We start from the raw sequence: 12,540 nt of genomic DNA, 5'->3' as shown, positions 1-12,540 counted from the left end.
GGAATGGTATGGTATGGGGAGACAAATTTGAGCGGCAATGGCATGACATACCAGCGAGTCTTATTAAAGTTAAGCGGTGAGGCCCTGATGGGAGACCTTGGTTACGGCATTGACCCCAAAGTCGTAGCCGATATTGCCCAAGAAGTGGCTGAAGTTGTGCAATTGGGAGTACAGCTTGCCATCGTGGTCGGTGGTGGGAACATTTTTCGGGGCGTCAAGGCCTCGGCGGCCGGGATGGACCGAGCCACGGCAGACTACATCGGCATGATCGCTACTGTCATGAACGCTATGACTCTCCAGGATGCCCTGGAACGCAGTAATGTCCCTACCCGAGTGTTGACGGCCATCGCCATGCAGGAAGTGGCGGAAACCTATATCCGACGCCGAGCGATCCGACACCTGGAAAAAGGGCGGGTCGTTATTTTTGGGGCCGGTTCAGGTAATCCTTTCTTCACCACCGATACCACAGCGGCCCTACGGGCAGCGGAAATTGACGCGGAAGTCGTCTTTAAAGCCACCAAAGTGGATGGGGTGTATGACGCGGATCCGACGACTAATCCTCAGGCTCGCCGTTTTGAAACCCTCAGTTATAGCCATGTGCTGACCCATGATTTGAAGGTGATGGACAGTACGGCCATCGCCTTGTGCAAAGATAATAACATTCCGATCATGGTGTTTGACCTGTCGGTACCGGGGAATATTGTCCGGGCCATTAAGGGTGAACCCGTCGGTACGCTTGTTGGAGGTTCCTGTGCAGTTAGCTGAAATTAAAGACCATATGCAAAAAAGTATTGAAGCGACCCAACGCTCCTTCAATACCCTCCGAACCGGCCGAGCCAATGCGTCTCTGCTGGACCGGATTAGTGTGGAGTACTATGGCGTGGAAACACCCCTGAAATCTCTGGCAACCATTAGTACTCCTGATGCTAGTACTATCACGATTCAACCCTTTGATCGGGGCAGTATGGCCCAGATTGAAAAGGCTATTTCTCTCTCGGACATCGGCCTAACCCCCAGTAACGATGGCCAGGTGATTCGGTTAAATATTCCCCCCCTGACCTCTGAACGGCGTAAGGAACTGGTGAAAATTGCCAGCAAACTGGCCGAGGAAGGGAAGGTCGCTATCCGTAATATTCGCCGGGATGCCATGGATGCCATCCGCAAACAGGAAAAAAGTGCGGAAATCTCTGAGGATGAGGCGCGAGATCTGCAAGACCAGGTACAAAAGCTGACGGATCAGTCCACCAGTAAGATTGACAGCCTCTTGGCCACCAAGGAAAAGGATATTATGACGGTCTAGAAGCCTGGCCATCTTTCCCCAGGCAGTCAAGTTCAAATTTAGAGGAGTCGAGTCAACCGTGGCAGATTTTGCGGCCAGCAGTGGTTACCTGGTTTTTTTAGTCACATCGGCGGCCGTTTACGCCATCTTTGCCCTCGGGTTAAACCTGCAATGGGGTTTTACGGGCCTGATTAACTTCGGCCATGTGGCTTTTATGACCCTAGGGGCCTACGCAACGGCCCTCCTCAGCCTCCAGGGAGTCCCGATTCCCTTGGCAGTTCTGGTGGGTATTGGCCTCTCCTCCCTCCTAGGCCTGTTGATTGGGACATCTACCCTGCGACTGCGGGAGGATTATCTGGCTATTGTCACCATTGGGGTATCCGAGGTCATCCGCCTGATTGCCCTCAACGAAGAGTGGTTAACGCGGGGGGCCTTTGGGGTACAGCGCTATCCACTCCCCTTAGATTTTCAGCCCAATTTGGTTGTTCGTCTGGGCTTGATCCTGCTGTTTACTGCCCTGGCCGTCTATGCCGAATATCTATTGCTCCGAAGTCTACGTCAGCAATACCGCGAGGGGCAGCAAATTCAAGGCAAAAGTTATCAACCCCGCAAACCGTTGACCTTGGTGATTTGGGGGGTGATCGCCACGGGGCTGATCCTAGCGGCCTATATTCCCGGCGTGATTGCCCTCTATCAGTACAGTTACAAGGCTGGCTTAATGCTGTTGACCTTGGCCCTGCTAGCGAGCCTCTACGTTGCCCTCGATTTTCTAGAACAATCCCCCTGGGGACGCATCCTCAAGGCCATTCGTGAGGACGAAGAAATTCCTCGGGCCTTGGGTAAAAACGTTTTTGGCTATAAATTACAATCCTTCATGCTGGGGGGAGCCATTGCGGGCCTGGCGGGGGCCCTGTTTGCCTGGCAGTTAACAACTATCTACCCCAGTAATTTTGAGCCCCTATTGACCTTCCACGCCTGGATTATTGTGGTCTTGGGGGGAGCGGGCAGTAATGCGGGAACGGTGTTGGGGGCCATTATCTTCTGGGCCTACGATGCCCTAACACGCACCTACTTGCCCCAACTGGGTTGGTTAGACCAGAGCCAAGCAGGGGCCTTCCGGGTGATGGTCATTGGTTTAATTTTGATGGTCTTGATGGTCTGGCGGCCCCAAGGAATATTAGGGAAACGGGAAGAATTGACCCTCGGCCGCTAACGGGAATACAGAGGGAAAGGGGCCGAACCTGACTCCCCTTGGCTCATTTGCATTGACCGGAATTTGGGTGAAAGAAACATCGCCGAGGGGCAAAACCGACTGCGTTATCTTAGATTAGAATCATGGCAAGCTTTCTAGCCCTCCTGCCCCGTTCTCTGACCACCTTTCTCTATGCCGTTGCAGCCCTACTGAGGTTTTATGGCAACATCGACACCACCCCCATCCAACTCATCCCCCTCACCATCCTCGCATGGAGTTTCCTTGCGTTTGCGTTGGGCACAGCGGCTCTCGTGGTTAATCTCGGCCTTGAGTGGAACGCTGGAAATCGAATCCGAAACCGAGAGATTGCACAAGGAAACCGCGTGGCTGAAGCAAGAGAACGCGAAACTCGACGCGATCATCTTGCAGACGAGGAACGAAACCGAGCGATTGAAGAACGAGAAAAAGCAGATCGAGAACGAGACCGAGCAGATCAAGAAAGAGAACGAGCGGCTAGCCGTGCTCGAATCCAAAATAGAGGCTTTATTCTCCAAACACGACATCAACTCGCCCCTAACCCGGATACCCGATCAGCCCTAACGGATTTCCTGAGTTTCTTGCAAGAATACGGGGAATAAAGAGCAATGACCGCGGAAATATCCCGCTTTGGCAACCCTCACCCAAAATCCCTTCCCCAGGCAGAGATTAGGGCCAGTTGATCCAATAAAGAGACCTCCAACCCACATCAAGCATAGGTATTATTGAATATGATCTGGCCCTTTAAGCCAAACCCCAAAAAACAAATTGCCCGTCTAGAAATTAGCGGGGCCATTGGTGGCAGTACTCGCCAACAAGTGCTCAAGGCCCTGAAAACCATTAAGGAGAAACAATATCCTGCTCTGTTATTGCGAATTGATTCCCCTGGCGGGACAGTGGGGGATTCCCAGGAAATCTATGCGGCCCTGAAAAAACTAGGGGAAAGCGTCAAGATTGTGGCCAGTTTTGGCAATATTTCGGCCTCAGGGGGGGTCTATATTGGCATGGGGGCCCACTACATTGTGGCCAACCCTGGCACGATTACCGGTAGTATTGGTGTGATTCTGCGAGGTAATAATTTAGAACGGTTACTGGAGAAGATTGGCGTTTCCTTTAAGGTCATTAAATCTGGCCCTTACAAGGATATTTTGGCCTTTGACCGGGAATTACAGCCCGAAGAACAGGCCATTCTTCAGGCCCTGATTGATAACAGCTACCAACAATTTATCGAAACCGTAGCTCAGGCCCGTAAGCTTTCCCTCGATACAGTGAGGAGCTTTGCCGATGGCCGGATTTTTACGGGTCACCAGGCCTTAGAACTAGGCGTTGTTGATCGTTTGGGCACCGAAGAAGATGCCCGCTCTTGGGCCGCTGAATTGGCTGGCCTTGACCCAGATAAGGCCGAATGCCAAACCATCGAAGAACCCAAGTCCCTCGTCAAAAAACTTACTGGCAATGTTATCTCGACGGCCCCGGTCGGGGCCAGTTGGGCCTGGTTAGAATTTGAACTGGCCACCCAGGGCCAACCCCTCTGGCTTTATCGGCCCTAGCCAAAATGGTTGATGATGGCCTGAGCAAATTCCGAGCACTTTAACGGTTCCACAGGAGGTTCCATCATCCGAGCTAAATCGTAGGTTACTTCTCCATTAGCAATGGCCGCTGCAATCCCTTTTTTAATCAGATCAGCGGCCTCCTGCCAGCCCATAAACTCCAGCATCATCACCCCCGAGAGAATGACTGAGCCAGGATTAATGCGGTCTAGTCCCGCGTGCTTCGGTGCCGTGCCGTGGGTAGCTTCAAAAATAGCGGCATGATCGCCGATATTGGCCCCAGGGCCCATGCCCAGGCCCCCAACAATGGCCGCTGCCGCATCAGAAAGGTAATCCCCATTCAGGTTCATGGTAGCCAGGATAGAATACTCATCGGGCCGGGTCTGGATTTGCTGAAAAATACTGTCAGCAATACGGTCGTTGACCATTACCTTCTCTTTCCACTGGCCATTACCGTGGGACTCCCAAATGGTTGCAAGTACTTGTTCTACTTCTTCTCGCACCGCCGCTTTTTTTTCCTCGGTTAAAGCATCGTAGCCGGGGTCAATCCTGCGGGCATTCTCTTCAATGCTGAGATCAGGATTTTTCTCCTTATTGCCCAAAATCCAGGATTCTCGCTCCGTAACACAATCCCCCCGAAATTCCGTGGTCGCTAATTCATAGCCCCAATCCCGGAATGCCCCTTCCGTGAACTTCATAATGTTACCTTTATGTACCAAGGTCACTTGATTCTTGGGCTTCGGCAGACGGAGGGCGTGTTGGATGGCGCGACGGATCAGTCGTTGGGAACCTGTTTTACTAACGGGCTTAATGCCAATACCGGAATCGAGGCGGATTTGCTTTTTGCCCAGGGCCGGCGTGGCCGGAATTAATTCGTTATTTAAGTAGGCAATTAAGGTTTTAGCGCCATCACTACCTTCGGGCCATTCAATGCCGAGGTAAATGTCTTCAGTATTTTCCCGGTAAACGATAATATCCAATTTTTCCGGGCTTTTGTGGGGCGAGGGCGTTCCCGTATAGTAGCAACAGGGGCGCACACAACTGTAAAGATCGAAGATTTGGCGCAGGGCCACATTGAGGGAACGAATGCCGCCACCAATGGGGGTTGTCAGGGGGCCTTTGATGGCAATGCCGTATTCCTGAATTGCCGTTAGGGTATCCTGGGGTAGGTATTGGTAAGTTCCATACAGATCACAGGCCTCATCCCCAGCATAGACTTTAAACCAATGGATTTGACGCTGGCCGCCGTAGGCCTGGGCCACCGCCGCATTAATCACCTTTTCCGTGGCCGGCCAAATATCGACTCCCGTACCATCCCCCCGAATAAAGGGAATAATCGGATCATTGGGAACCTGGGGCTTACCATTCTCAAAGGTAATTTTGGAGCCGACACTGGGGGGCTGGAGTTTCTCGTACATAGACATCTCAACAAACGATCATCCCCGCATCTTACCGTTTTTGATGGAAGGCCTGTTACGTTTGTCATCGGAACCAAACGAGGTCTTTTCCCGAGCCAAACATCCAATTCATTTCTTACCGGCCATTACGAAGTTTGATGCTGGCTAGCTCAAAGGGTTTGGCCACTGACCAAGGCTCCTACAATGGAATTGAGACCTAGAGACTAAGATCCAAAACTTTTAAGCTTAGGGATAGCAACAGAGCCTAACCCCACGGAAAACGAATGAAACAACAACGAAAACTGTGGCTCTAGACTATCCCGACAGGAGACATCGATTATGTTAGTGTCCCCCCTCGACCCGACCCACCTCACTCCCCAAACCCTCCAAACTCCCCAAGGCCTGTTACAAACGTTACAAGTACTTTATGAAGACGTTGAAGCGAGCGGGGAAGCGACCTTTCACCAATGGCAGGGCCATATCCATCGCTCTGAATTTTTGTCCAGTGCCCTAAATTTGGCCCATTACCTGGCCCTCCGCCGCCACGACCTGCGACCCTTGCAGGCAGCCCTGATGCCTTGGGGCCTGTCTTCTTTAGGGCGATTGGAAGGCCGGGTCATGCCCAGCTTGATGGCCGTGATGGCCACCCTGTCGGCCCTGTGCCAAACGGGATTACCCAACCGGATTCGTCGTCCCCAGCTAGCAGAATTTTTAGAGGGCCGCCATCTGTTAGAGAAACATACCGAAGAACTCTTTGGCCCGGCCCGGCTCCCCCAAAGGGTGCGCATTATGGTCACCCTGCCCACAGAAGCCGCAGAGAATTATGAGCTGGTGCGGGAAGTCCTCAAACGGGGGGCGGCCTGTGTCCGCATCAACTGTGCCCACGATGACCCGGAGATTTGGCAGGCCATGATTGACCATGTCCGCCGGGCCAGCCAAGAAGTCGGTCAACCCTGCCGGATCTTGATGGATTTAGCCGGGCCCAAAATTCGGACAGGGCCAGTATTTTATCCGGGGGAACAACGACGGCTGTTTCGTGATGACTACCTTGTGCTTCTGCGCCAGGCCCTACCGCTCCCGGCCGAGCAGGATGAAGAGTCCGTCCCAGCTTCCCCCATCGACCGCTTCTGTACGAGTTGTACAACGCCAGAAGTCCTGGATAGTTTAACGGTGGGGGCGGCGGTTTACATCGATGATGGCAAGCTCAGAACCCGCGTGGTGGCGACGGACTACAGCGAAATTCCCCAGCACTCCGGCCTGCTTCTGCAAGTGACCCACGCCAGCCCAAAAGGGGTAAAACTACGGCCCGAGAAAGGTCTGAATTTTCCGGGCACGGCCCTTAACCTCAGCCCCCTGACCAACAAAGACCGCCAAGACCTTCAGTTTGCTGCCACCCAGGCCGATTTGATTGGCTATTCCTTCGTCCAAAAGCCCGCCGATATCGAGCTACTGCAAGTCGCACTCCAAGACCTTCTTGGGGCCACGGCCCCCCTCCCGCCCATCATTGCCAAAATTGAGACCGATGAAGCCGTCCGTAACTTACCGGAGTTGATCGTTCGCGCTGCTGGGCAACAGCCCTTTGGGGTGATGATTGCGCGGGGAGACTTGGCGGTGGAAATTGGCTATCAACGCTTGACGGAAATTCAAGAAGAAATTCTTTGGCTCTGTGAAGCGGCCCATGTGCCGGTGATTTGGGCCACCCAAGTCCTGGAAAGCTTAGTCAAAAATGGCGCTCCGTCGCGGGGTGAAATGACCGATGCGGCCATGGCCGAACGGGCCGAATGTGTGATGCTCAATAAGGGCCCATTTATTGCTGAGGCCGTGACCATTCTGGCAGATGTCCTGACCCGGATGGAGGCCCATCAACTCAAGAAAACACCGCAACTACGAGCCCTGCGCTCCTGGTAGTTTTTTTGTTAACTCGTGGGTGACAAAGGGCCAATATCCACTGCCCAAGGATTGGCCCACAAAATTTGCTCCGTTGCTTCCAGGGGAACCAGGTAATCTCCAGGGCCATCCTTGCCCCAAAGCGTCAATTGATTGTCCTGCACCGATAAATCTCGTCCAAGGCTGGTTCTCAGGGCCAGACCGACGGGTCGAGGCCACAGGGCCAGTAAGCGATCTGTTGGTGTCAGGAATTGGATCACCGTCGTCCCCAAATCTTCTAATTTAGCCAAACGAAGCGTGTCCACTGCTAGGGCTTTGCCGTAGCCCTGCTGAGTCAAGAGGCCAACTTGAGCTGTAGCATCCACCACTAAAGCCCCGATCAGAGCCTCTTGGGGACGGAGTCGTAATGCCGTCTGGCCCTGGGCGGTTCGTCCAAGGCGGGGAATTTGGTCGAGGGTCAAGAGAACCCGCAGGAGGCGGCCGGAACTGGTGGCCAACAACAGATTCTGCGACGGGCTGGTTTCCGCGGCCAGGCTCAGCACCCATTGCAGATGATCATCCTCCTTGAGCTTGAGTAAACTCAGGCCCCGTGGCCCTAGCTCAGCCAATTCTGTGGTCGCTAAACGCTTTAAACGACCCTGGCGGGTCAGGAGTAATAAATCCTGTTCAGGCGCGAGGGGAAAGAGCTGAGTCACCCATGGTTCGCTCTGGGCCCCCTTGGGTAATAAGGACATTAGGGAAATTGAGGCCTGGCTAGCGGCCGGGGGAAGTTTGGCCACGGCCAGGGGATACACCTTGCCAAGTTGGCTAAACACCCACAGGTGATTCTGGGCCTGAATCGAGGCCTGAAAGACCAGATCTGAACGAGGAACTACTTGCTCTGGGAGGCACCAAGACGCTTCCCCTGTTCTGGTAATCTGCAAAATTGCACTCTCCGGCGGGGCCTGGGGGGTAAACAAGGCCAGAGAAACCTGTTGGGGGGACGGAAGAGAGGGCGTTAGAACTTGCCGATTTGCAGTTGGGGGTTTGGGCGGTTCCAGGAGAGGGATAGAACTCGGCGGTTCTGGTTCTGGCGTTTGGGCCACTGCCGGCAGGAGAGGCATGGATTGCAGAATACGAGTGCGGCGCGGGTCACTGAATTGTTTTTTGAGTTGGCGCAGTTCTTTTTTTAGGCCCTTGAGGCGTTCCCGGCGATTGTCTAGGAGGGTTTCCAGTTGTTGCCCTCGATGGGCCAGAGCAGTATATTCTTGTTCTAGTTTGTGCTGTTCTAGGCCAGTAATACGACGGAGGGGCATAGCCAAAATCGCATCGGCTTGAACAGGGGTTAAGTCGAGATGCACCTGGAATTGGGCCTTGGCTGTCGGGCCATCGGGAGCCGAGCGCAGAATTTCCATCACCTGATCCAGATAGCCCAGGGCAGTACGCAAGCCGGACAGGACTTCTAGCCGTTGCTGGGCCTGACTCAGTTCGTGGCGATACTGGCGAATCAGGGTCTCTTCCCGAAAATGGAGAAATTCTTGCAAAATTTGCCGTAGGGAAAGCTGAACCGGTCGATTATTGACCAAGGCCAAGAAAATCACCCCGAAATTACTCTGCAGAGCCGTGGTGCGATAGAGCGTGCTCAGGATGGCCTGGGGGTCAGCATCTCGTTTCAATTCGATTACTACCCGCATCCCTGTCCGGTCGCTTTCATCCCGGAGATCGGCGATGCCCTCTAACTTTTGTTGATTGACGAGACTGGCCACCTTTTCAATCCAGGCCGCCTTATTAACCTGGTAAGGTAACTCGGTGACGACAATGGCGGTACGGGTATGACTACGGCGCTTTTCCCCGCGAATGGTTTCTAGGTGACTCACCCCCCGCACGGGAATCAGTCCCCGGCCAGTTTGATAGGCCATTTGAGTGCCTTCACTGTCGAGGATTTCGCCGCCAGTGGGAAAATCAGGGCCGGGAATCAATTGCCAGAGGGCCTGGTCGGACAAATTAGGATTATCGATCAGGGCCACTAGCCCATCGACTACTTCCCCCAGGTTATGGGGCGGAATATTGGTGGCCATCCCCACCGCAATGCCTGAGCAACCATTAAGGAGCAGAATCGGTAACTGGGCCGGGAGCACCGTGGGCTCCTGTTGGGAACTATCAAAGTTGGGACTAAAATCAATAATCGCTTCGTCAATTTCCTGGAGCACCGCCGTCATGGCCAGGGGGGCTAGGCGCGTTTCGGTGTAGCGCATGGCGGCGGCAGGGTCATTGTCCACCGAACCAAAATTACCATGGCCCGCCAGTAGGGGATAGCGACTGGAAAAGTCCTGCACCATGCGCACCAGGGCATCATAGACGGCTTGATCCCCGTGGGGATGGTATTTCCCCAAAACGTCCCCCACCACCCGCGCACATTTACGGAAGGGCCGGTCGGGGGTCAACCCCAGTTCATACATGGCGTAGAGAATGCGGCGGTGTACCGGCTTCAGGCCATCCCGCACATCCGGCAAGGCCCGGCCCACAATCACACTCATGGCGTATTCCAGGTAGGAACGCTGCATTTCCTCATGGAGTTCCGTGGGAAGAATCCGGCTGGAGTCAGCCAAGGGGAGTTGTTTTGCCATCGGTTTTCTGTACTGTCTTTTCCATCACCTAGGGGCTAATCCTAGCATTGGTTGTCTCGAATATCGCCGCCCTAGTCTTGACAGCCCTCAACCCCGTATCCTAAAAGAAAGTAACCCGATACGAAAACCGTCATTCCCTAACCTTGTTTTGAAAACTTCCAGCTACGTCCTCCTCGACCTGCCCTCCAAGGTAGAGTACGCCCTGCTTGCGCTGTTAGAAATTGCTAGTCAGCACAGCCGACAAACCCCCCTAACCGTCGGGGATATTACGGACAAGCAACCGATTCCTGAGCGTTATCTCGAACAGATTCTCGGCCAATTACGCCGCGGGGGGGTACTCAAAAGTCAGCGGGGTGCTAAGGGCGGCTACCTTCTGGCCCAGGATCCAGAACAGATCAAGATTTTGGATGTAGTGGCCACCATCGAAGGGGAACATCAATGGGGAACCGAATCGGAGCGCCTAACTCCGGAGAGCCAACTAATCCGCGACGAATGGCAAAAGGCCAGCTTGGCCGCCCAATCGATACTAGAGAATTGCTCCTTAAAAGACCTCTGTGACCGTCGTCAGGCCTATGGCGAAGCTGGCTTTATGTATTACATCTAGCCTTGGTCTTTTTCCTCAACAACGGGGGGTAAATTTTTAATCAGGGCCTGCATAGTAGGGTTTGCAAAAAAGACCCGGGTATCCTGCAATAGTTTTTCGCCCCAGAGATTTTCTTCCAGGAATTTAAGCTCAGCATAGCGACTATCCCGCTTCAGGGCCGCTTCTCCCTGCTGGAGACCTTCGGCGGTCTTGCCTTGCTTGTAGAGGAGTACCGCTACGGCCAATTGGGGTTCCGACTGTTCCGGATCCAGGGCCAAGGCCCGTTGCCATTGTTGGAGAGCGCTTTCGCTATCGCCTCGTTCATACTGGATTAGTCCAATGTTGTTGATGGCTGGCCAGAAGCTTTTATCGGTGCCAACCGCCTTCTCAAACGTAGTAATGGCCTCAGGATATTGCTTCAGCTTCAGGTAAGCATTACCTAAATCAAACAGAGCCGAGGTGCTATCAGGCTTCTGCTGGAGGCCAGCCTGGAGAGCGGAGATAGCGGCAGGATAATCCCCCTTTTGGAAATAGGCACTACCAAGGGTAAATTTAATGCCGGCTTCTTCGGGGGCTAAGGCCTGGGCTTTGAGTAAAACTTCAATTCCCCGGTCAATTTCTTTTTCTTGCAGATAGAGGGTTCCTAAAATAAACCAAGTCTGAAATCGGTTCGGGGCCAATTGGGTTGCTAGCTTGGCTCGGGGCAGAGCCAGATCATACTGCTGGAATCGTACTAATTGGAGGACATCTTCGGTCAGAGTAATACCCTGCTGTTCGAGTTGACGGCTGTCAAGATTGGGAGCATAGGGTAACAGAGCCTGGGCATAACTGGGGCCGGCTCCGCTGACTAATCCCAAACCAAATAAAATGGCAAGGCAACGATGGCGATAAGACACAGGATTCCTAACGTAGGTGGGGTGGGTAGACAGGATACGAAGGGTCTGACTAAAAGTCTAGTCTAGGGAAATGGTATTTACCCAATGGGCGTATTGGGGATTCCGATTTTCAGTAATGGCGGTCAGGGCCGTTTTTAACTGTTGGGTAATGGGCCGTTCCGTCGGCAAAACAAAGCTCTCAATGCGTTTAACCGGGGTGATCTTGGCGGCCGTCCCACTGAGAAAGACTTCATCGGCAATCAGCAACTCCGACTTATCAATGGAGCGCTGGACGGTGGAAAGGCCCAGATCCTGAGCCAAGGACAAAATACTCTCACGGGTAATGCCTTCTAGAATATCCTGCTCAGGGCCAGGGGTAATAAGTTGGCCATGGCGCACCATAAAAATATTCATCCCTGTGGCTTCGCAGACCTTCCCCTGACTATTCATCAAAATGGCTTCGTCAAAGCCCGATTCCACTGCTTCCGTCTTGGCCAAGGCCGAGGTGATATAGGCGGCACTGATCTTACCCCGCAACGGGAAACTACGATCTTCTTGGCGATGCCAGGAACTCAAACGACAACTGACCCCATCGGCGGCCAAGTAATCCCCCATTTCCAGGCCATAAACTAAAAAGTCTTTTTCGATATTGTGGAGGCGGGGCGCAATCCCCAAACCGGAACTATAGACCAAGGGTCGGATATAGAAGGAACTCTTGGGTTGATTCTTCCGAACAAAATCCGTGATGATCTGCTCAATTTTGGCCGCAGAAATGTCGTAGTGCAAAAACTTGGCGCTGTTGCTGAGCCGCTGACAGTGGCGGTCGAGGCGAAACAGGAGAATGTGGCGAGGATTTTCAGGGTCAGGGATGCCGCGCAAACCCCCAAAGGCCGCTGTTCCATAATGGAGGGCATGGGTCGCAACGGACAGCTTAGCCTCTGCAAAGGGGATGAAGTGGTCTTCAAAATAGGCGATCGGCAAAAAGGTGTGCATTATCAGGATTTAGTAGGGAGTCAACTCAAAGGTCATTTTATCGAATCTTTGTGGATCTTCTCCGCAAAAGTCCAAGCAGCCTTGACAAGGAAGGGAGCAATATTGGAACTATTGGGATTAACCGCTAAATGACGTTCTGCGG

11 protein-coding genes are annotated in these 12,540 nt (G+C 53.3%); 7 read left to right on the top strand and 4 right to left on the bottom strand.

All coding sequences use genetic code 11. From position 1 onward, the window contains the following. Positions 1 to 42: 42 nt before the first annotated feature. From pyrH to sppA, 5 genes are all read left to right on the top strand, one after another. Positions 43 to 765 carry a UMP kinase gene (pyrH, locus tag ABXS88_RS09130; RefSeq protein ID WP_353671733.1) on the top strand — a complete coding sequence of 241 codons (723 nt, stop codon included), beginning with the start codon at positions 43 to 45 and terminating at the stop codon, positions 763 to 765. Beyond that, positions 752 to 1,300, top strand: coding sequence for a ribosome recycling factor (gene frr / locus ABXS88_RS09125; RefSeq protein WP_353671732.1), 549 nt, complete (start codon positions 752 to 754; stop codon positions 1,298 to 1,300). The genes pyrH and frr overlap by 14 nt, the downstream gene beginning before the upstream one ends. 58 nt (positions 1,301 to 1,358) lie before the next feature. Further along, positions 1,359 to 2,492, top strand: a complete 1,134-nt coding sequence (locus ABXS88_RS09120; protein ID WP_353671731.1) for a branched-chain amino acid ABC transporter permease — start codon at positions 1,359 to 1,361, stop codon at positions 2,490 to 2,492. Positions 2,493 to 2,614: 122 nt separating this feature from the next. After that, the gene (locus tag ABXS88_RS09115; protein WP_353671730.1) at positions 2,615 to 3,109 is read left to right on the top strand and encodes a hypothetical protein; all 495 of its coding nucleotides are present in this window, start codon (positions 2,615 to 2,617) and stop codon (positions 3,107 to 3,109) included. Between the two features lie 129 nt (positions 3,110 to 3,238). Further along, on the top strand, positions 3,239 to 4,057 hold the full coding sequence (gene sppA, locus ABXS88_RS09110) for a signal peptide peptidase SppA (RefSeq protein WP_353671729.1): 819 nt from the start codon (positions 3,239 to 3,241) through the stop codon (positions 4,055 to 4,057). On the opposite strand, the gene ABXS88_RS09105 is transcribed toward sppA, so the two are convergent. After that, on the bottom strand, positions 4,054 to 5,475 hold the full coding sequence (locus ABXS88_RS09105) for an NADP-dependent isocitrate dehydrogenase (protein ID WP_353674803.1): 1,422 nt from the start codon (positions 5,473 to 5,475) through the stop codon (positions 4,054 to 4,056). The two genes, sppA and ABXS88_RS09105, sit on opposite strands and share 4 nt — an antisense overlap. A gap of 318 nt (positions 5,476 to 5,793) precedes the next feature. Here ABXS88_RS09105 and ABXS88_RS09100 point away from each other — a divergent pair, with 318 nt between their 5' ends. Further along, the gene (locus ABXS88_RS09100) at positions 5,794 to 7,362 is read left to right on the top strand and encodes a pyruvate kinase (protein ID WP_353671728.1); all 1,569 of its coding nucleotides are present in this window, start codon (positions 5,794 to 5,796) and stop codon (positions 7,360 to 7,362) included. 8 nt (positions 7,363 to 7,370) lie between these two features. Here ABXS88_RS09100 and ABXS88_RS09095 read toward each other — a convergent pair whose 3' ends face one another. Beyond that, positions 7,371 to 9,947, bottom strand: a complete 2,577-nt coding sequence (locus ABXS88_RS09095) for a DNA topoisomerase (ATP-hydrolyzing) (protein WP_353671727.1) — start codon at positions 9,945 to 9,947, stop codon at positions 7,371 to 7,373. Positions 9,948 to 10,095: 148 nt separating this feature from the next. Here ABXS88_RS09095 and ABXS88_RS09090 point away from each other — a divergent pair, with 148 nt between their 5' ends. Continuing rightward, on the top strand, positions 10,096 to 10,551 hold the full coding sequence (locus ABXS88_RS09090) for an Rrf2 family transcriptional regulator (RefSeq protein WP_353671726.1): 456 nt from the start codon (positions 10,096 to 10,098) through the stop codon (positions 10,549 to 10,551). On the opposite strand, the gene ABXS88_RS09085 is transcribed toward ABXS88_RS09090, so the two are convergent. Beyond that, entirely contained in the window at positions 10,548 to 11,426 is an 879-nt protein-coding gene (locus ABXS88_RS09085) for a tetratricopeptide repeat protein (protein WP_353671725.1), read from the bottom strand. The genes ABXS88_RS09090 and ABXS88_RS09085 overlap by 4 nt on opposite strands. A gap of 57 nt (positions 11,427 to 11,483) precedes the next feature. After that, positions 11,484 to 12,398, bottom strand: coding sequence for a branched-chain amino acid transaminase (locus ABXS88_RS09080; RefSeq protein WP_353671724.1), 915 nt, complete (start codon positions 12,396 to 12,398; stop codon positions 11,484 to 11,486). Positions 12,399 to 12,540: the final 142 nt, after the last annotated feature.

This window comes from Synechocystis sp. LKSZ1 (genome assembly GCF_040436315.1).
Taxonomy (GTDB): Bacteria; Cyanobacteriota; Cyanobacteriia; order Cyanobacteriales; family Microcystaceae; genus Synechocystis.
Note: the sequence above shows the minus strand (reverse complement) of the source record. Positions and strands in the feature narration are given on the sequence as shown.